The sequence below is a fragment of the Pseudomonas aphyarum genome (genome assembly GCF_028657055.1).
Lineage (GTDB): Bacteria > Pseudomonadota > Gammaproteobacteria > Pseudomonadales > Pseudomonadaceae > Aquipseudomonas > Aquipseudomonas aphyarum.
The window spans coordinates 109,852-128,302 of sequence record NZ_JAMDGS010000014.1; the positions used below are offsets into that span (position 1 = coordinate 109,852).

The following is an 18,451-nucleotide window of genomic DNA, read 5'->3' on the forward strand; positions in this document are numbered from 1 at the left end:
GGTCGGGGCATTATAGGGGTGGGTGCTGGCCATGTGCTGCGCTGTTTTTGACAGATCAGATTGGTGCTAAAAGTGCACAGATCATGTTCGGGAACCGCCGTTGTTGACGATCAGTCGCCTTCCTAGACTGAGCGCCAACCTTCAGAACCTGTACAGGAATCGCACCATGACCCTGACTCAAACGCCGCGTTTTGTCTCGTTGTTCAAAACCTTTTTCGCCGGTCTCGGCCTCGCGGCCGCCAGCAGCGCGATGGCCAGCACGGCCGCCGATTCGTCCACCCATCCAACCTTGCGCGCCCTGTCCGGCGCGGCGCCGATCGAGCGCCTCGACCCGAAGACCACCGCGCTGGTGGTGATCGATTTCCAGAACGAGTACTTCAGCGGGCGTCTGCCGATTCCCGACGGCATCGCGGCCATGAACAAGGCTCGTGAGCTGATCCGCTTTGCCGATCAGGTGAAGATCCCGGTGTTCCAGGTCCAGCACGTCGCGCCCGCCGGTTCGCCGGTGTTCGCGCAGGGCGGCGAGGGCGTGAAGTTTCATCCGCTGATGCAGCCGAGGGCGCAGGATCACGTGCTGCAAAAGTCCACGGTCAGCGTTTTCGCCAGTACCGACCTCGATCGGCAGCTCAAGCAGGCCGGCATCAAGACCGTGATTTTCGCCGGGCTGATGACCCACGCCTGCGTCGCCGGCGGTGCCCGGGACGCGGCGCCGTTGGGCTATCAGGTCGTGGTAGCATCCGACGCTTCGGCGACCCGGGCGATCACCCGCGTCAACGGCGACACCGTCGACAAGGACAGCCTGCACCGCGCGGCGCTGGCCGAAATCGAAGACACCTTCGGTGACGTCATGACCACGCAGCAGATCGTTCGCCTGCCACTCGACTGAGGGCTTCGATGAATCAGCTGTTGGCCATGCGCGCGTTCCGTTGCATCGTCGAGTGTCGCGGCTTCACTGCCGCCGCCGAGCGGCTCGACACCACGCATTCGACGATCTCCCGCCAGCTCCAGCAACTGGAGGCGGAGCTCAGCACGCGCCTGATCAACCGCAACACCCGGCGCTTCAGCCTGACGACGGCCGGGCAGCAGTATTACGCCGCGTGCGTGGACATTCTCGATCGCCTCGATCAGGCCGCGCTGGCGGTCGGGCAGGCCCGTGAAACCCCCAGTGGACTGTTGCGCATCAGCTCGCCGGTGGTGATCGGCACGCTGGAGCTGGCGAGCTGGTTGCCGGCGTTTCAGCAGCGATATCCCGAGGTTGAGGTCGATCTGTCCTGCGATGACCGTTTTGTCGACCTGATCGCCGAAGGCTTCGACGTCGCGCTGCGCATCTGCGGGCCGCTGGCGGATTCATCCCTGGTGGCGCGGCTGCTGACGGTGTCCGAGCTGGTGCTGGTGGCATCGCCGACCTACGTCGCGCGGCACGGTCTGGTGCGCCAGGTCAGTGAGCTTGCCGAACATCAATTGCTCGCGTTCGCCGGCGGTGGCGACTGGTCGCTGACCGATGCGCGCGGGCTGACGACAGCGGTGCGCGCCCAGGGGCGGTTCAAGGCAGACTCGATCAGCTCACTGCATGCGGCGGCGCTGGCCGGTGTCGGGATTGCCGCGTTCACCCGGGCCACGGTGCAGGACGATCTGTTGCGTGGCCGGCTGGTGCAGATCCTGCCCAACTACAGCCTCGGCCAGCGGCATTACTACGCGCTGTATCCCCATGCCCGGCATGTGGCGCTGAAGGTGCAGGTGTTCGTCGAATACATGGCCGAACACTATCGCAAGACGAGTGCACCTCTGCGCTAAAACCCGTCGGGCCGCCAAGAAAGCTTGAGGGAAACGCGCTCGACGTGAACAATATGTAACTTCGCATTTCCATTTGAGACTCATTCATGACTGCCGCGTCCCGATTTCTGGCCTGGCTGGTGTTCCCGTTGTGCGCCCTGAGCAGCTTCAATCTGCTGGCCGACACCGTGGAAGGCGCGCCGCAAGCGCTGCACCTGCTCGATTACATCAGCGCCGATTACCCGCCAACGGTACAGGCAGGCAAGGTCATCGACGACGGCGAATACCGCGAGCAGCTGGAATTCACCCAGGTGCTGCAAGGGCTGATCGCCGGCCTGCCGTCCAAGCCGGAGAAAGCGGCGCTGGAGCAGGGCGTCACCGCCTTGCACGCCGCGATCACCACGAAACAGGACGGCGCGGACGTCGCCCGTCAGGCCCGGCAACTGGGGGCGAAACTGGCGGTGGCTTATGAAGTCAGCCAGGCCCCGATCATCACGCCTGACCCGACCCGTGGTGCGCCGCTGTACGCGCAAAACTGCTCGGTGTGCCACGGCGACACCGGTGCCGGCGACGGCCCGGCGGGTCTCGGCATGACGCCGGCGCCGGCCAATCTGCGCGACGCTGCGCGGATGGATCACCTGAGTCTGTACGCGATCTACAGCACCCTCGGCCAGGGCGTCGAAGGCACTGACATGCCAGCCTTCGCCGATCAGCTGGATGACCGTCAGCGCTGGGATCTGGCGACCTACATCGCGCAGTTCAGCGCCGATCCGGCCACGGCCAAATCCGACAAGACCTACAACATCGCCGACCTGGCCCGCCAGACCCCGGCCGAAGTGCAGGCTGCCGAAGGCCCTGAAGCCGCCGCGATCTTCCGTGTGCAACGGGCGCAGCCGCCGCAGGTCAAGCGCGGTCCGGCGCAGTTGCTCGACTACACCGCCGCGACGCTGGACAAGAGCCTGGCGGCGTACCGCGCCGGTGAACACGATCAAGCCTATGACCTGTCGGTGGCGGCGTATCTGGAAGGCTTCGAACTGGTCGAAAGCTCGCTGGACAACGTCGACGCCAACGTGCGCAAGGACACCGAAAAATCCCTGATGGCCTATCGGCAATCGCTGCAGGACGGCTTGCCGGTCGAGCAGGCCGAACAGCGTCTGGACGCGGCCAAGGCCAAACTCAAGGAATCCGCCGGCCTGTTGGGCAGCGATGGTCTGAGCTGGTCGCTGAGCTACATCTCCGGGCTGCTGATTCTGCTGCGCGAAGGTCTGGAAGCGATTCTGGTGCTGGCGGCGATCCTCGCGTTCCTGCGCAACACCGGCCAGCAATCGGCGGTGCGCAGCGTCAACGTCGGCTGGGGGCTGGCGCTGTTGGCCGGCCTCGGGACCTGGGCGCTGGCGGCGTATGTGATCGATGTCAGCGGCTCCCAGCGTGAATTGCTCGAAGGCGCCACGGCGCTGTTCGCCAGTGTCATGGTGTTGTGGCTCGGCGTGTGGATGCACGACCGTCGGCACGCGGCGGCCTGGCAGGATTACATCAAGCAGAGTCTGGTTGGTGGAGGCGGGCGTTTCGGTTTCGCGATCCTGGCGTTCTTCTCGGTGTACCGCGAACTGTTCGAAGTGATCCTGTTCTACGAAACCCTGTGGCTGCAGGCCGGTCCCGCCGGGCATAACGCTGTACTCGCCGGCGGCGCGACGGCGCTGGTGCTGCTGTTCGGTCTGGCGTGGGTGATCCTGCGTGGCTCGGCGAAACTGCCGCTGACGCTGTTCTTCAGCATCAACGCAGCACTGCTGTGCGCGTTGTCGGTGGTATTCGCCGGCCACGGCGTGAAGGCGTTGCAGGAAGCCGGGATCTTTGGCACGCGTCCGGTGGCGTTCTTCGATTTCGACTGGCTGGGGATTCACGCCGATGCCTATTCGCTGACGGCGCAGGCCGTGGCGATTGCGGCGATTATCGTGCTGTACGGTCGTAGCTGGGTGGCTGAAAAGCGCCGAGTGGCTGCTTGAGATGATGCGCGTATGGATCGATGCCGACGCCTGCCCGAAGATGGCCAAGGAGCTGGTGGTCAAGTTCGCCCTCAAGCGCCGCTTCGAAGTGGTGATGGTGGCGGGGCAGCCGCAGAGCAAACCGGCACTGGCGATCGTCAAGCTGATCGTGGTGCCGAGCGGCCCGGATGCAGCGGACGATTATCTGGTGGAGCACGCGGTGCCGGGCGAACTGGTGATCTGCAGCGACATTCCTCTGGCCGACCGGCTGGTGAAGAAGGGTGTGGCGGCGCTGGACCCGCGAGGCAAGGAGTTCGACGCGCAGAACATGGGTGAACGGCTGGCGACACGCAACCTGTTCACCGACCTGCGTGAACAAGGCCAGGTCAGCGGCGGCCCGGCACCGTTTGGTGACCGGGAGAAGCAGGCGTTCGCCAATGCGTTGGACCGGATCCTCACCAAGCTCACCCGCAAACCCTGAACATTACACAAATCCCTTGTGGGAGCGGGCTTGCTCGCGAAGACGGTGTGTCATTCAACGAATAGTTGTCTGACCTGACGTCTTCGCGAGCAAGCCCGCTCCCACATTGGTTTTGTATTCGACCAAGAGATCAGGCGTCGTTTTCGTGAGTCAGCTCTAGCACCCGATCCACCAGCTTGTTGATCCCCGAAGCCGCCTCGCTGATCGTCTGCGCCAGCATGTACGCCGGGGTGGTCACCAGTTTGCGTGCCTTGTCTTCGATGATATCGGTCACCGCGCAGTCTTCGTGGGTGGCGCCCATCTTGTTCATGGCAGCGGCCGTGTCGGCATCGTTGCCGATGGTGCAGGTCACGCCCGGGCCGTAGATCTTCGCGGCCAGTGCCGGCGAGATGCAGATCAGTCCCACCGGCTTGCCCGCTTCGGCGAAGGCTTCGGCCAGCGCCAGCACTTCCGGCTGTACGGTGCAGCCGGCGCCTTCGATGGCGAAGTTCGACAGGTTCTTCGCCGCACCGAAACCGCCGGGCACGATCAGCGCGTCGAAGTCCTCGACATCGGCCTCGCGCAGATCCTTGACGTTGCCCCGGGCGATGCGCGCCGATTCCACCAGCACGTTGCGCGATTCGGGCATTTCTTCACCGGTCAGGTGGTTGATCACATGCAATTGCGCGATGTTCGGGGCGAAGCACTGCACCTGTGCGCCGCGCTGGTCGAGGCGCAGCAGGGTGATGACGCTCTCGTGGATCTCGGCGCCGTCGTACACGCCGCAACCGGACAGGATCACTGCAACTTTTTTGCTCATGGGTTTCTCTCCAGATTCATGGCGTTAAATGTCCACTAATTTGTCGTTCGTTGCCATAGGGTGAAGCCGCGGCTACACCTAGGATCTGTCCACACGGATCTCGATCAGGGCGCGTCATGAACTTCATTCTGTATGCGGTGCCGTTTTTCTTCGTATTGATGGCGGCGGAGCTCATCGCCGACCGCTGGCGCGGGGTGAGTAACTATCGCCTGGCCGACGCGGTGAACAGCATCAGCACCGGGGTATTGTCGACCACCACTGGCCTGTTGACCAAGGGTGTGGGCCTGGTGACCTATGCGTTTGCCCTGGAGCATCTGGCGTTGGTCAGGTTGCCTGCGGACAGCGTCTGGGTCTGGGTGTTTGCCTTTGTCTTGTATGACTTCTGCTATTACTGGCTGCATCGCATGGGCCATGAACGCAACATCCTCTGGGCCGCGCATTCGGTGCATCACCAAAGCGAGGACTACAACCTTTCCACAGCCTTGCGCCAGACCAGTACCGGGTTTCTGCTGGGCTGGATTTTCTACCTGCCGATGGCGGTACTCGGGGTGCCGCTGCTGGTGTTCGTCAGTGTCGCGGCGCTGAATCTGCTCTATCAGTTCTGGGTCCACACCCGGCACATTCCCAGGCTCGGCTGGTTCGAGTGGTGCTTTGTCACGCCGTCCAATCATCGGGCCCACCATGCACAGAACGCTCTCTACATGGATCGCAACTACGGCGGGGTGTTCATTATTTGGGACCGTCTGTTCGGCTCGTTTCAGGAAGAGGACGACAATGAACCGGTGATTTTCGGCGTGACCACGCCGCTGGCGAGCTGGAATCCGTTGTGGGCCAACCTGCAGTTCTACGCGCAGTTATGGGATGACGCGCGCCGGGCCGAGCGCACGTGGGACAAGATCCGGATCTGGTTCATGCGCACCGGCTGGCGTCCGGCGGATGTCGCGGCGAAGTACCCGATGAGCAAGCCGGACCTGAGTCAGTTCCGCAAATTCGAGGTGCCGCTGGACAGCCGTCAGCAGTGGTACGTGGGGTTGCAGTTCGGCGTGTATGTGGCGCTGGGCAGTTATCTGCTGAATCTGGAACGCAGTCTGCCCACCGGCGCATTGCTGCTCGGCTGGGGCGCGGTGGCGTTCGGTTTGTTCGTGTTGGGCGTGGCCCTGGAGAATCGCCCGTGGGCGGGGAAGCTGGAAGTGCTGCGGCTGGCATCGAACCTGCCGCTGGTGTGGCTGGCGCCGCTGGTCGGGCTGTGGCCGACCAGCCCGGGGATGTGGGTCGGCCTGCTCAGTTACAGCCTGCTCAGCGGCATCGGGCTGTATTGCTGTCGCCAGCGACTTACTCGGCTGGCGTCTTAGGGTCGGCGGCCTTGGCCATTTCGGCTTTGTGCCGTTCGGCCTTGGCCAGTTGCTCGGCCTGCTCTTCTTCGTAGACCTTTTTCGCCAACCGGGCATTCTTGAAACGGCGGCGCAGCCACAGGCCCAGGCCGAGAACCAGCAGCGCGCCCAGTACCCACAACTCATACTTCTTGATGCTGCCGAGCATGCCTTCGAGCACGGCGCCGAAGTGGTAAGCAGCGGCGGCCAGGGCGGTGGCCCAGATCGCAGCGCCGATGCCGTTCAGCAGCAGATAACGTCCCGGCGGATAGCCCGACAGGCCGATCGCCACCGGCATCACCGTGCGCAGGCCGTACACGAAGCGAAAGCTCAGGACCCAGATGTCCGGGTGCTTGCGGATGTGTTCCAGCGCGCGGTCGCCCATCATCTGCCAGCGCGGTTTGCGCGCCAGCAATTTGCGCCCGTGCTTGCGGCCCAGGAAGTACCACAGCTGATCGCCGGCATAGCTGCCGAAGAACGCCACGACCACCACCAGTTTGATGTCCATGTATTCACGGAACGCGAGGAAGCCCGCGAGCACCAGGATGGTTTCGCCTTCGAAAAACGTGCCGAGAAACAGGGCAAAGTAGCCGAAGTCATGCAGAAATTGTTGGAGCATTGTCTGGGTGCTGGCGAAATGAACGCGCAGCCTAACCCTTCGGACACATTCAGGAAAGTGTCGAAATGTGTCTCGACGTGAACATTTCCTACACGGACAATGGAAAGCGACTACCTGTCGCAGGGGTGCACATAACTGTAATACGTTGGTCATAATGGCCATCTATAACTGTCACGCTCGCCCGTTTGCGCGGGCTCAGGAGTCTGCCGTGAGCTTTACCCCAGCCAACCGTCTGTTCCCTGCCACCCGCCTGCGTCGCAATCGCCGTGATGATTTTTCCCGGCGGCTGGTGCGTGAGAATGTGTTGACGGTCGATGACCTGATCCTGCCGGTGTTCGTGCTCGACGGTGAAAACCGCCGCGAAGCCGTGGCCTCGATGCCGGGCGTCGAGCGCCTGACCATCGACCTGCTGCTTGAAGAAGCCGCCAAATGGGTCGAACTGGGGATCCCGGCGCTGGCGCTGTTTCCGGTTACCCCGCCCGAACTCAAATCTCTCGATGCCGCCGAAGCCTGGAATCCCGAAGGCATCGCCCAGCGCGCCACCCGTGCCCTGCGTGACCGATTCCCCGAGCTGGGCGTGATCACCGACGTCGCCCTCGACCCGTTCACCACTCACGGTCAGGACGGCATTCTCGATGAAGAAGGCTATGTGCAGAACGACATCACCGTCGATGCACTGGTCAAGCAAGCCTTGTCCCACGCCGCTGCGGGCGCCCAGGTGGTTGCCCCGTCGGACATGATGGACGGCCGCATCCAGGCGATCCGCGAAGCGCTGGAGCTGGCCGGTCACGTCAACGTGCGGATCATGGCCTACTCGGCCAAGTACGCCAGCGCCTATTACGGCCCGTTTCGCGATGCCGTGGGTTCGGCCGCGAACCTGGGCAAGGCGAACAAGGCCTCCTATCAGATGGACCCGGCCAACAGCGACGAAGCGCTGCACGAAGTGGGCGCGGACTTGTCTGAAGGCGCGGACATGGTCATGGTCAAACCCGGCATGCCGTACCTGGACATTTTGTTCCGGGTAAAAGATGCCTTCAAAGTGCCGACCTTCGTCTATCAGGTTAGCGGCGAATACGCCATGCACATGGCGGCGATCCAGAATGGCTGGTTGAGCGAAGGCGTGATCCTCGAATCCCTGACCGCCTTTAAACGTGCCGGCGCTGATGGCATCCTGACTTACTTTGCTGTCCGTGCCGCTCAATTGTTACGAGAGCAGAAATAGCCCTCCCAGGAACATTCGATGAATACCGAAGGACTCACTGAAGTTGCCGTAAAAGAAGCTCAACCCGTGGTCGAGCAGATTACCGAAACCCCGCCGGAACTGGAGCCTGCGCCACCCGCGCCGGCAACAGAGCCCGCCGCGGCGGCGCCGGCGATCGCGATTCCCGGCCTGGATGACAGCAGCCTGTACATCCACCGTGAGTTGTCGCAACTGCAGTTCAACATCCGCGTGCTGGAACAGGCGCTGGACGAGTCCTATCCGTTGCTGGAGCGGCTGAAGTTCCTGCTGATCTTCTCCAGCAACCTCGACGAATTCTTCGAAATTCGCGTCGCCGGCCTCAAGAAACAAATCACCTTCGCCCGTGAACAGGCCGGCGCCGACGGCCTGCAACCGCATCAGGCCCTGGCCCGCATCAGCGAGCTGGTGCACGGTCACGTCGACCGCCAGTACGCGATCCTCAACGACATCCTGCTGCCGGAGCTGGAAAAGCATCAGGTGCGTTTCATCCGTCGTCGCAACTGGACGGCCAAGCTCAAGACCTGGGTTCGCCGCTATTTCCGCGACGAGATCGCACCGATCATCACCCCGATCGGCCTCGACCCGACGCACCCGTTCCCGTTGCTGGTGAACAAGAGCCTGAACTTCATCGTCGAGCTCGAAGGTATCGACGCCTTCGGTCGCGATTCCGGTCTGGCGATCATCCCGGCGCCGCGTCTGCTGCCGCGGATCATCAAGGTGCCGGAAGAAGTCGGCGGCCCTGGCGACAACTATGTGTTCCTGTCGTCGATGATCCACGCCCACGCCGATGACCTGTTCCAGGGCATGAAGGTAAAAGGCTGCTACCAGTTCCGTCTGACCCGAAACGCCGACCTTGCGCTCGATTCCGAAGACGTCGAAGACCTGGCCCGCGCCCTGCGTGGCGAGTTGTTCTCCCGCCGTTACGGTGACGCCGTACGTCTGGAAGTCGCCGACACCTGCCCGAAACACCTGTCGGACTACCTGCTCAAGCAGTTCAACCTGAGCGAGACCGAGCTGTATCAGGTCAACGGCCCGGTGAACCTGACGCGTCTGTTCAGCATCACCGGTCTGGACAGCCATCCGGAGCTGCAATACACACCGTTCACGCCGCAGATTCCGAAACTGCTGCAAAACAGCGAGAACATTTTCAGCGTGATCAGCAAGCAGGACATCCTGCTGCTGCACCCGTTCGAGTCGTTCACCCCGGTGGTCGACCTGCTGCGTCAGGCCGCGAAAGACCCGCACGTTCTGGCCGTGCGCCAGACCCTTTATCGCTCCGGTGCCAACTCGGAAATCGTCGATGCGCTGGTGGACGCCGCGCGTAACGGCAAGGAAGTGACGGCGGTCATCGAGCTGCGTGCGCGGTTCGACGAAGAATCCAACCTGCAACTGGCCAGCCGTCTGCAAGCGGCGGGCGCGGTGGTGATTTACGGCGTGGTCGGCTTCAAGACCCACGCCAAGATGATGCTGATCCTGCGCCGCGAAGCCGGCGAGATCGTGCGTTATGCGCACCTCGGCACCGGTAACTACCACGCCGGCAACGCCCGTCTGTACACCGACTACAGCCTGCTGACCTCCGACGATGCCTTGTGCGAAGACGTCGGCAAACTGTTCAGTCAGTTGATCGGCATGGGTAAAACGTTGCGCATGAAGAAGTTGCTGCATGCGCCGTTCACCCTGAAGAAGGGCATGCTCGACATGATCCTGCGCGAGACGCAATTCGCGCTCGACGGCAAGCCGGCGCACATCATCGCCAAGTTCAACTCGCTGACCGATCCGAAGATCATCCGCGCGCTGTACAAGGCCAGCCAGTCCGGCGTGCGCATCGATCTGGTGGTACGCGGCATGTGCTGCCTGCGTCCGGGCATCGCCGGGGTTTCGCACAACATCCACGTGCGCTCGATCATCGGTCGCTTCCTCGAGCACACCCGGGTGTTCTACTTCCTGAACGGTGGCGAGGAGCAGATGTTCCTGTCCAGCGCCGACTGGATGGAGCGCAACCTCGACAAGCGCGTCGAGACCTGCTTTCCGGTGGAAGGCAAGAAGCTGCTGACCCGGGTCAAGAAAGAGCTGGAACTGTACCTGACCGACAACACCCACAGCTGGAGCCTGCAATCGGACGGCCGCTACATCCGCAACACGCCGACCGGCAACCAGAACCCGCGCAGTGCGCAGGCGACGTTGCTGGAGCGGTTGGGTAGCCCGATTCTGCCGGTGAGCAGCTAAGCGCTTAAAAGCGAAAAGCAGAAAAGCCCCTCACCCTAACCCTCTCCCGGAGGGAGAGGGGACTGACCGAGTTGGATGTTCGAGGTACATCGACCTGACATGTCGAGTCGAACTCAGGTCTGGAAAAGCATGAAGATCGGCTCCCTTTCTCCCTCGCCCCCCCTGGGGGAGAGGGTTGGGGTGAGGGGGTGGCGATCTCAATCACGCTAAAAATCCCAAGCCTGAAACAAAAAGGCGATCCATCCGGATCGCCTTTTTTATGCCTGCCTGTTTCTCAATGCACAGTCAGAACAACCCCCACCCGCGTCAGCCACTCGGCCTCAAGGCCAAAGTCGGCTTGTGTCAGCTGGTTTTCATCCAGCCAGTTCTCCGGGAATTCCACGTCGAGGTTGTTGCCATTGGCATGCAGCGCAACCTGCGGCATCGCCTGGGTGCCGCGGATGTGGTGGAACAGGATGGCGAAACGCAGCAGCACGCACAGGCGGATCAGCTTGTCGCCCTCGTCGCCGAACTCGGCGAACTTGTCTTTGGGGATGTTGCGACGGTGGCCGCGCACCAGCAGGGCGAGCATTTGCTGGTCTTCGCGGGAGAACCCGGCGAGGTCAGAGTGCTCGATCAGGTAGGCGCCGTGCTTGTGGTAGTGATAGTGGGCGATGTCGAGCCCGACTTCGTGCACTTTCGCCGCCCAGCCCAGCAGTTCCCGCCAGATACCGTCGTCCAGCTCCCAATCCACGGCCACTTGATCGAAGGCGTGCAAGGCTTTGCGTTCGACCCGGGCGGCCTGTTCCAGATCGACGTGGTAGCGCTCCATCAGCGAGGTCAGGGTGCGTTCGCGCACGTCTTCGTGGTGATGCCGGCCCAGCAGGTCATACAGCACGCCTTCACGCAGCGCGCCTTCGCAGTGATCCATGCGTTGCAGCTCGAGGGCGTCGAAGATTGCTTCGAGAATCGCCAGACCTGCCGGGAAGATCGCCCGGCGATCCGGCTTGATGCCTTCGAAATCGATCTTGTCGACATCGCCGAGTTTGAACAGGCGGCGCTTGAGCCACGCCAGACCTTCAGCATTCACTTCGCCGGTGCCGTGACCGCCGGCCTTCAGCGCCAGGCCGATGGCGCGGATGGTGCCCGAGGAGCCGATGGCTTCATCCCAGGTCAGGCGGTGCAGGGCGTGTTCGATGCTCATGATTTCCAGCCGCGCCGCTGTGTATGCCTGGGCGTAGCGGGCCGGGGTGATCTTGCCGTCCTTGAAATAGCGCTGGGTGAAACTCACGCAGCCCATTTGCAGGCTTTCGCGCAGCAGCGGTTCGAAACGCTGGCCGATGATGAATTCGGTACTGCCGCCGCCGATGTCGGCGACCAGGCGTTTGCCCGGGGTGTCGGCGAGGGTGTGGGACACGCCGAGGTAGATCAGGCGCGCCTCTTCACGGCCGGAGATGACTTCCACCGGATGGCCGAGGATTTCTTCGGCGCGGCGGATGAATTCGCCACGGTTGCGCGCCTCGCGCAGGGCGTTGGTGCCGACGATCCGCACGGCGCCCAGCGGCATGCCGTTGATCAGTTGGGCAAAGCGCTTGAGGCAGTCGAGCCCGCGCTGCATGGATTCTTCGTTGAGCTGACGCTCATCGTCGATGCCGGCGGCCAGCTGAACCTTTTCACCGAGCCGTTCGAGAATACGGATTTCGCCGTTCTGGGCCTTGGCCACGACCATATGGAAGCTGTTGGAGCCCAGGTCGATCGCGGCGATCAGGGACAGATTCTTGGCTTGGGATTGCGGCATGGTCTGGGGGTCTCGGTCGATAACCCCGACATCGTGCCACGATCAAACGCTGCCGCCAACGCGCATGGTTCAAACCCTTGATTCAGCGCATAAAGTCTCAGCTCACTGCGGACGCCGATCGTTCCCACGCTCCGCGTGGGAATGCAGCCCGGGACGCTCCGCGTCCCAAAAGCGGACGCAGAGCGTCCATTGAGGCATTCCCACGCAGAGCATGGGAACGATCAGTACCACTCAGAGCTTTCAGGCAGTCGCTTCAACCGTGCCAATGAAATTCGCCAGCTCCGGCGTCTGCGGATCGGCAAACAGCTCTTTCGGGTCCCCCACCTCGTGCACCTTGCCCTGGTGCATGAACACCAGCTTGTCCCCGACCTCCCGGGCGAAGCGCATTTCGTGGGTGACCATGATCAGGGTCATGCCTTCCTTCGCGAGCTGGCGGACCACGCTGAGCACTTCGTTGACCAGCTCCGGGTCCAGCGCCGAGGTGATCTCGTCGCACAGCAACACTTTCGGCGACATCGCCAGCGCCCGGGCAATCGCCACCCGTTGTTGCTGGCCACCCGAGAGGCGCTCCGGGAACGCATCGAACTTCTCGCCCAGACCGACACGTTCGAGCATCTGCCGCGCCAGCTCTTGCGCCTTGGCCTTGGGCACTTTCTGCACCACCTGCGGTGCGAGCATCACGTTTTCGCCGACCGTCAGGTGCGGGAACAGGTTGAACTGCTGAAACACCATCCCGACTTTCTGCCGCAGGCTGCGCAGATCGGCGCGGGCGGCGTCGAGGTATTCGCCATCGACTTCGATCACGCCGTCGTTGATCGACTCCAGGCCATTGAGGGTGCGCAGCAGGGTGGATTTGCCCGAGCCGCTGCGGCCGATGATCGCCACGACCTGGCCTTCCTCGACGCTGAGGTCGATGCCTTTGAGTACGTGGTGATCGCCGTAGTATTTATGCAGGGCGGAAATTCTAAGCAGAGGCATGCAGTCTCCTTTCCAGGTAGCGCGCACTGAGGGACAGGGGGTAGCAGAGCAGGAAGTAGCCCAGGGCAACGAGGCCGTAGACCATGAACGGTTCGAAGGTGGCGTTGGCGAGCATGCCGCCGGTCTTGGTCAGTTCGGTGAAGCCGATGATCGAGGTCACGGCGGTGCCTTTGACCACTTGCACCGAGAAGCCCACGGTCGGCGCCACGGCGATGCGCAGCGCTTGCGGCAAGATCACGTAGCGCAGTTGCTCCAGCGGATTCAGCGCCAGGCTCGACGAAGCCTCCCACTGACCATTGGGAATCGCCTCGACGCAGCCGCGCCAGATCTCTGCCAGGTAGGCGCTGGTGAACAGCGTCAGGGCAATCGCCGCTGCCATCCACGGCGAAATCTCCACCCCGGCCAGCGCCACGCCGAAGAACACCAAAAACAGCTGCATCAATAGCGGGGTGCCCTGGAACAGTTCGATCCAGGTGCGGGCGATGCTGCTGGGCAGCGGGTTTTTCGAAATGCGCATGATCAGGATCAGCAACCCGACGATCCCGCCGCCTATGAATGCCACCAGCGACAACGCCAGCGTCCATTGCAGGCCGGTGAGCAGGTTGCGCAGGATGTCCCAGAACGTGAAATCGCTCATTGGCTGCTCCTTGCGCTGCTTTTCGACAGGTAGCGCCGACCGAGCCAGTTCAGCAACTGACGGATCAGCAGCGCCATGCACAGATAAATGAGGGTGGTCAGGGCGTAGGTTTCAAAGGCGCGGAAGTTGCGCGACTGAATGAAGTTGGCGGCAAAGCTCAACTCCTCGGTGGCAATCTGCGAACACACCGCCGAGCCGAGCATGACGATGATGATCTGGCTGCTCAGCGCCGGCCAGACCTTGCCCAGCGCCGGCAGCAGCACCACGTAGCGGAACGCTTCGAAACGGCTCATCGCCAATGCCGCCGCGGCTTCCAGCTGCCCGCGCGGAATCGCCTGGATGCCGGCGCGGATGATCTCGGTCGAATACGCACCGAGGTTGATCACCATCGCCAGCACCGCCGCCTGCCACTCGGAAATCTGCATGCCGAGGGACGGCAGGCCGAAGAAGATGAAGAACAGTTGCACCAGAAATGGCGTGTTGCGAATCAACTCCACATAAACGCCGAAGATCGTCGAGAACGGGCGGATGTTCCACGCCCGCACCAGCGCCCCGACGATGCCCACGCCAACCCCGAGCAGCGCGCCGATGGCCGTCAGCTCAAGGGTGAACAACGCCCCGCGCAGCAGCAGGTCGGTGTTTTCCACCACCGGCAAGAAATCGAACTGATAGGCCATGAAAGTCTCCCGCGGCGCCGGTCAGAGGTCGGCCGGCAGCGGCTCTTTGAGCCAGGTCTGCGCGTTCTTTTCCAGTGCGCCGTCAGCCTTGGCGGTGGCCAGGATCTCGTTGACCTTGCCCAGCAGCGCCGGCTCGTTCTTGTTCACGCCGACGTAGACCGGCGAATCCTTGAGCTTCACTTTCAGCGCGGGGACGCGTTTCGGGTTCTTTTCACTGATCGCGACCATCACCACGTTGCCGCTGGCGATCAGGTCGACCTGGCCTGCGAGGTAGGCGGCGATGGTCGAGTTGTTGTCTTCGAAGCGCTTGATGGTCACGCCTTCGGGAGCGACCTTGGTCAGCTCGATGTCTTCGATGGCGCCACGGGTGACGCTGATGGTCTTGCCCTTGAGGTCGTCGAAGGTGCTGACGGCTGCGTCCGGCGGGCCGAACACGGCGAGGTAGAACGGCGCGTAGGCGCGGGAGAAATCGATGACCTTCTCGCGCTCGGGGTTTTTGCCGAGGCTGGAAATCACCAGATCGACCTTGCCAGTGGTGAGGAACGGGATGCGGTTGGTGCTGTTGACCGGGGTCAGTTCGAGTTTGACCTTGAGCTGCTCGGCCAGCAGTTTCGCGGTGTCGATATCGAGGCCGCGCGGCTTCATGTCCGGGCCGACCGAACCGAACGGCGGGAAGTCCTGAGGCACGGCGACTTTCAGGGTGCCGCGTTTGACCACGTCGTCCAGACCGTCGGCATGGGCGGGGGCCTGGCTCAGCATCAGACCGGCAAACAGGGCGGCGAGGAGGGCGCTGTAACGCTTCGTCATGGACAATCTCCGGATCGGCGGGAAGTGAATTCTGCGATCGGACAGAGCATGGGCCGTGCCAAGACAGCGGTTCGACCCCGCAAAGCCACGGGTTTAGCGGGTTTTTTCGGTCTTACTGGTCTGAACAGTCAGGTCGGGTTTCGCACTGCGATAGCGCATCGACGCGCACCGTCGAACCCCGCTGGGGCACGACTTGCCTGATGCCTCGAATAGCATTACAACTGGCCGCACCTTGGCCTGGTCCGTCTGGAAAACCATGAACTCGATCTCCCGCGCCGTACCCGAAGTGGCGCTGCAAGCGATCCGCAAACTGATTACCGAGCAGGGCTTCGGCCCCGGCGATGCGCTGCCTTCGCAACGGGATCTGGCGGTTCAGCTGGGCGTCAGCCGCGCGTCGTTGCGTGAGGCGTTGTCGTCCTTGAGCGCGCTGGGTGTGGTCAGCATTCAGCCGGGCAAGGGCGTGTTCGTGCAGGCGCCGGTGGAATTGCCGCGCGGCGAGGGCGCTCCGGCCTGGCCGTTTGCCGCCCAGGCTTCGCCGCTGGAAATCTTTCAGTTGCGCTACGCGCTGGAAGGGTTCGCGGCCGGTTTGGCGGCGGTGACGTTGAGCACGTTTGATCTGGACGAACTGGACGACAACGTCGCGGCCATGCGCGAGCAACTGCGCGCCGGCGACTTCGAGGCGGCGGCGAAACTGGATTTCGAATTCCACCGGCGGATTCTGCTGGCCAGCGGCAATCAGGCGATGCTGAGCATCCTCACCGCCAGCGCCGACATCTTTCTGGAGAGCCAGAAACTACCGTTCATCCGCGCCGAGCGGGCCATGGAAACCTGGCAGGAACACCGCAAGATCCTCCGCGCCCTGGCTCGCCGGGCCTCCGCCGCCGCGCAGAAAGCCATGCAGGAACACGTGCGCAACGCGGCGCTGCGCACCGGAATATCGTTCATCGCCCCCGCCAGCGCGTGACTTGAGCTATACCCAAACTCATCGAGTGCCATAGCAAGACTCAATCATCTGCGGCTTCCTGAACAAGGGAAGGGCGGCTATGATGGGCCACGTTTTTTTGCTTACAACCTGGAGAATTCCATGAGCAGCGATCTGATCAAACACGTTAGCGACGCTAGCTTCGAAGCCGACGTACTCAAGGCCGAAGGCGCTGTCCTGGTCGACTACTGGGCTGAATGGTGCGGCCCTTGCAAAATGATCGCTCCGGTTCTGGACGAGATTGCAGAGACTTACAAAGGCAAGCTGACCGTTGCCAAACTGAACATCGACGAAAACCAGGAAACCCCTGCCAAGCACGGCGTACGTGGTATTCCGACCCTGATGCTGTTCAAGAACGGCAACGTGGAAGCGACCAAGGTCGGCGCTCTGTCGAAGTCGCAACTGGCTGCTTTCCTCGACGCCAACATCTAAGCGTCGCGGTAAAGATTGTCCTCAAAAAGCCCCGCAAATTGCGGGGCTTTTTGCGTATTCAGGGCTAGACGCTCCGAAACTCAGGTGATACATTCGGCCCCGCACTGGTTTCTCCACTGCCCCCTGCTAGCCGTCGCCGACGCACTCCTTTTCGAATAAGTACGCGATCCTGTCGCCTTCTCCGCGGCGCGGCCTCATTAAGCCAAAAGCTTAATTTCCCCCCTCCATAAATGATTACGTCATTCCTATATGAATCTGACTGAACTCAAGCAAAAGCCGATTACCGAACTGCTCGAATTGGCCGAACAGATGGGCATAGAAAATATGGCCCGTTCGCGCAAGCAGGACGTGATTTTCTCCCTGCTGAAAAAGCACGCTAAAAGCGGTGAGGAAATCTCCGGTGATGGCGTGCTGGAGATTCTCCAGGACGGCTTCGGCTTCCTGCGCTCCGCTGACGCTTCCTACCTCGCCGGTCCTGACGACATCTACGTCTCGCCGAGCCAGATCCGCCGTTTCAACTTGCGCACCGGTGACACCATCGTTGGCAAGATCCGCCCTCCGAAGGAAGGCGAGCGTTATTTCGCCCTGCTCAAGGTCGACACGATCAACTTCGATCGTCCTGAGAACGCAAAGAACAAGATTCTCTTCGAGAACCTGACCCCGCTGTTCCCGAACGTGCGCATGAAGATGGAAGCCGGCAACGGTTCCACCGAAGACCTGACCGGTCGTGTGATCGACCTGTGCGCCCCGATCGGCAAAGGCCAGCGCGGTCTGATCGTTGCACCGCCGAAAGCCGGTAAAACGATCATGCTGCAGAACATCGCAGCGAACATCGCCCGTAACAACCCTGAAGTTCACCTGATCGTGCTGTTGATCGACGAACGTCCGGAAGAAGTGACCGAAATGCAGCGCACCGTGCGCGGCGAAGTGGTTGCCTCGACCTTCGACGAGCCGCCGACCCGTCACGTGCAAGTGGCCGAAATGGTGATCGAGAAGGCCAAGCGCCTGGTCGAACACAAGAAGGACGTGGTGATCCTGCTCGACTCCATCACTCGTCTGGCCCGTGCCTACAACACCGTGATCCCGAGCTCCGGCAAGGTGCTGACCGGTGGTGTCGATGCCCACGCCCTGGAGAAACCGAAGCGTTTCTTCGGCGCCGCGCGCAACATCGAAGAAGGCGGCTCGCTGACCATCATCGCCACCGCGCTGGTTGAAACCGGCTCGAAGATGGACGAAGTGATCTACGAAGAGTTCAAGGGCACCGGCAACATGGAGCTGCCACTGGACCGTCGTATCGCCGAGAAGCGTGTGTTCCCGGCCATCAACATCAACAAGTCCGGTACCCGTCGCGAAGAGCTGCTGACCGCCGACGACGAACTGCAGCGTATGTGGATCCTGCGCAAACTGCTGCACCCGATGGACGAAGTCGCGGCCATCGAGTTCCTGGTCGACAAGCTGAAAACGACCAAGACCAACGACGAATTCTTCCTGTCGATGAAGCGCAAGTAACATCGTCGGTTGATTCAGAAAATGGCGTCCCTCAGGGGGCGCCATTTTTTTTGCCTGTTTTTTGTACAAATAATGGGAGGTTTTCGATCAGCTAAGGTCAGTGGGTTGGCACAACAAGAAACAGCGCTCGTGATGGGCAGGCTGTACAAAAAACAACCACCT

17 protein-coding genes are annotated in these 18,451 nt (G+C 62.0%); 10 read left to right on the plus strand and 7 right to left on the minus strand.

Annotation, left to right across the window (positions count from 1 at the left end):
* The first annotated feature begins 166 nt into the window (after positions 1 to 166).
* From M5G18_RS21295 to M5G18_RS21310, 4 genes are all read left to right on the plus strand, one after another.
* Positions 167 to 886, plus strand: a complete 720-nt coding sequence (locus M5G18_RS21295; RefSeq protein ID WP_273896090.1) for a cysteine hydrolase family protein — start codon at positions 167 to 169, stop codon at positions 884 to 886.
* An 8-nt stretch (positions 887 to 894) separates the two neighbouring features.
* Positions 895 to 1,794 carry a LysR family transcriptional regulator gene (locus tag M5G18_RS21300; RefSeq protein ID WP_273896091.1) on the plus strand — a complete coding sequence of 300 codons (900 nt, stop codon included), beginning with the start codon at positions 895 to 897 and terminating at the stop codon, positions 1,792 to 1,794.
* A gap of 86 nt (positions 1,795 to 1,880) precedes the next feature.
* Entirely contained in the window at positions 1,881 to 3,776 is a 1,896-nt protein-coding gene (locus M5G18_RS21305; protein WP_273896092.1) for an FTR1 family protein, read from the plus strand.
* 4 nt (positions 3,777 to 3,780) lie between these two features.
* Entirely contained in the window at positions 3,781 to 4,236 is a 456-nt protein-coding gene (locus M5G18_RS21310; RefSeq protein ID WP_273896345.1) for a YaiI/YqxD family protein, read from the plus strand.
* Between the two features lie 130 nt (positions 4,237 to 4,366).
* Here the strand turns inward: M5G18_RS21310 and elbB are convergent, their stop codons facing one another.
* The gene (gene elbB / locus M5G18_RS21315) at positions 4,367 to 5,035 is read right to left on the minus strand and encodes an isoprenoid biosynthesis glyoxalase ElbB (protein ID WP_085606045.1); all 669 of its coding nucleotides are present in this window, start codon (positions 5,033 to 5,035) and stop codon (positions 4,367 to 4,369) included.
* A gap of 116 nt (positions 5,036 to 5,151) precedes the next feature.
* Here elbB and M5G18_RS21320 point away from each other — a divergent pair, with 116 nt between their 5' ends.
* Positions 5,152 to 6,387 carry a sterol desaturase family protein gene (locus M5G18_RS21320; protein ID WP_273896093.1) on the plus strand — a complete coding sequence of 412 codons (1,236 nt, stop codon included), beginning with the start codon at positions 5,152 to 5,154 and terminating at the stop codon, positions 6,385 to 6,387.
* Here the strand turns inward: M5G18_RS21320 and M5G18_RS21325 are convergent.
* The gene (locus tag M5G18_RS21325; RefSeq protein WP_085606041.1) at positions 6,368 to 7,024 is read right to left on the minus strand and encodes a DedA family protein; all 657 of its coding nucleotides are present in this window, start codon (positions 7,022 to 7,024) and stop codon (positions 6,368 to 6,370) included. The genes M5G18_RS21320 and M5G18_RS21325 overlap by 20 nt on opposite strands.
* A gap of 208 nt (positions 7,025 to 7,232) precedes the next feature.
* Here M5G18_RS21325 and hemB point away from each other — a divergent pair, with 208 nt between their 5' ends.
* Together hemB and ppk1 are read left to right on the plus strand one after the other, a co-directional pair.
* Positions 7,233 to 8,246: a porphobilinogen synthase gene (hemB, locus tag M5G18_RS21330; protein ID WP_007951836.1), complete on the plus strand. Its 1,014-nt coding sequence runs from the start codon at positions 7,233 to 7,235 to the stop codon at positions 8,244 to 8,246.
* An 18-nt stretch (positions 8,247 to 8,264) separates the two neighbouring features.
* The gene (gene ppk1 / locus M5G18_RS21335; RefSeq protein WP_179693322.1) at positions 8,265 to 10,490 is read left to right on the plus strand and encodes a polyphosphate kinase 1; all 2,226 of its coding nucleotides are present in this window, start codon (positions 8,265 to 8,267) and stop codon (positions 10,488 to 10,490) included.
* 274 nt (positions 10,491 to 10,764) lie between these two features.
* Here the strand turns inward: ppk1 and ppx are convergent, their stop codons facing one another.
* The 5 genes from ppx to M5G18_RS21360 all read right to left on the minus strand — a co-directional run bounded on the left by ppx (position 10,765) and on the right by M5G18_RS21360 (position 15,366).
* Complete coding sequence (gene ppx / locus M5G18_RS21340; RefSeq protein ID WP_273896094.1) at positions 10,765 to 12,267, minus strand: exopolyphosphatase; 1,503 nt, start codon at positions 12,265 to 12,267, stop codon at positions 10,765 to 10,767.
* Positions 12,268 to 12,507: 240 nt separating this feature from the next.
* Positions 12,508 to 13,245 carry an amino acid ABC transporter ATP-binding protein gene (locus M5G18_RS21345; protein WP_273896095.1) on the minus strand — a complete coding sequence of 246 codons (738 nt, stop codon included), beginning with the start codon at positions 13,243 to 13,245 and terminating at the stop codon, positions 12,508 to 12,510.
* On the minus strand, positions 13,232 to 13,882 hold the full coding sequence (locus M5G18_RS21350; RefSeq protein WP_007951832.1) for an amino acid ABC transporter permease: 651 nt from the start codon (positions 13,880 to 13,882) through the stop codon (positions 13,232 to 13,234). Before M5G18_RS21350 ends, M5G18_RS21345 begins: the two co-directional genes overlap by 14 nt.
* Positions 13,879 to 14,559 (minus strand): amino acid ABC transporter permease, encoded by a 681-nt coding sequence (locus M5G18_RS21355; protein WP_273896096.1) that lies wholly within the window; start codon positions 14,557 to 14,559, stop codon positions 13,879 to 13,881. The genes M5G18_RS21350 and M5G18_RS21355 overlap by 4 nt, the downstream gene beginning before the upstream one ends.
* Positions 14,560 to 14,580: 21 nt before the next feature.
* Positions 14,581 to 15,366, minus strand: coding sequence for a transporter substrate-binding domain-containing protein (locus tag M5G18_RS21360; protein ID WP_273896097.1), 786 nt, complete (start codon positions 15,364 to 15,366; stop codon positions 14,581 to 14,583).
* Between the two features lie 256 nt (positions 15,367 to 15,622).
* Between M5G18_RS21360 and M5G18_RS21365 the strand changes: the two genes are divergently transcribed.
* The 3 genes from M5G18_RS21365 to rho all read left to right on the plus strand — a co-directional run bounded on the left by M5G18_RS21365 (position 15,623) and on the right by rho (position 18,289).
* Positions 15,623 to 16,330 (plus strand): FadR/GntR family transcriptional regulator, encoded by a 708-nt coding sequence (locus M5G18_RS21365; protein WP_273896098.1) that lies wholly within the window; start codon positions 15,623 to 15,625, stop codon positions 16,328 to 16,330.
* 120 nt (positions 16,331 to 16,450) lie between these two features.
* Positions 16,451 to 16,780 (plus strand): thioredoxin TrxA, encoded by a 330-nt coding sequence (trxA, locus tag M5G18_RS21370; protein WP_003206727.1) that lies wholly within the window; start codon positions 16,451 to 16,453, stop codon positions 16,778 to 16,780.
* Between the two features lie 249 nt (positions 16,781 to 17,029).
* A complete protein-coding gene (rho, locus tag M5G18_RS21375; protein WP_007951825.1) occupies positions 17,030 to 18,289 on the plus strand; it encodes a transcription termination factor Rho in 1,260 nt (419 codons plus the stop codon).
* Positions 18,290 to 18,451: the final 162 nt, after the last annotated feature.

Excerpts from the sequence above, each read along its gene's own strand:
- M5G18_RS21295 (WP_273896090.1), top strand. The coding sequence starts at position 167 with ATGACCCTGACTCAAACGCCGCGTTTTGTCTCGTTGTTCAAAACCTTT.
- M5G18_RS21300 (WP_273896091.1), top strand. The coding sequence starts at position 895 with ATGAATCAGCTGTTGGCCATGCGCGCGTTCCGTTGCATCGTCGAGTGT.
- M5G18_RS21305 (WP_273896092.1), top strand. The coding sequence starts at position 1,881 with ATGACTGCCGCGTCCCGATTTCTGGCCTGGCTGGTGTTCCCGTTGTGC.
- M5G18_RS21310 (WP_273896345.1), top strand. The coding sequence starts at position 3,781 with ATGCGCGTATGGATCGATGCCGACGCCTGCCCGAAGATGGCCAAGGAG.
- elbB (WP_085606045.1), bottom strand. The coding sequence starts at position 5,035 with ATGAGCAAAAAAGTTGCAGTGATCCTGTCCGGTTGCGGCGTGTACGAC.
- M5G18_RS21320 (WP_273896093.1), top strand. The coding sequence starts at position 5,152 with ATGAACTTCATTCTGTATGCGGTGCCGTTTTTCTTCGTATTGATGGCG.
- M5G18_RS21325 (WP_085606041.1), bottom strand. The coding sequence starts at position 7,024 with ATGCTCCAACAATTTCTGCATGACTTCGGCTACTTTGCCCTGTTTCTC.
- ppk1 (WP_179693322.1), top strand. The coding sequence starts at position 8,265 with ATGAATACCGAAGGACTCACTGAAGTTGCCGTAAAAGAAGCTCAACCC.
- ppx (WP_273896094.1), bottom strand. The coding sequence starts at position 12,267 with ATGCCGCAATCCCAAGCCAAGAATCTGTCCCTGATCGCCGCGATCGAC.
- M5G18_RS21345 (WP_273896095.1), bottom strand. The coding sequence starts at position 13,245 with ATGCCTCTGCTTAGAATTTCCGCCCTGCATAAATACTACGGCGATCAC.
- M5G18_RS21350 (WP_007951832.1), bottom strand. The coding sequence starts at position 13,882 with ATGAGCGATTTCACGTTCTGGGACATCCTGCGCAACCTGCTCACCGGC.
- M5G18_RS21355 (WP_273896096.1), bottom strand. The coding sequence starts at position 14,559 with ATGGCCTATCAGTTCGATTTCTTGCCGGTGGTGGAAAACACCGACCTG.
- M5G18_RS21360 (WP_273896097.1), bottom strand. The coding sequence starts at position 15,366 with ATGACGAAGCGTTACAGCGCCCTCCTCGCCGCCCTGTTTGCCGGTCTG.
- M5G18_RS21365 (WP_273896098.1), top strand. The coding sequence starts at position 15,623 with ATGAACTCGATCTCCCGCGCCGTACCCGAAGTGGCGCTGCAAGCGATC.
- trxA (WP_003206727.1), top strand. The coding sequence starts at position 16,451 with ATGAGCAGCGATCTGATCAAACACGTTAGCGACGCTAGCTTCGAAGCC.
- rho (WP_007951825.1), top strand. The coding sequence starts at position 17,030 with ATGAATCTGACTGAACTCAAGCAAAAGCCGATTACCGAACTGCTCGAA.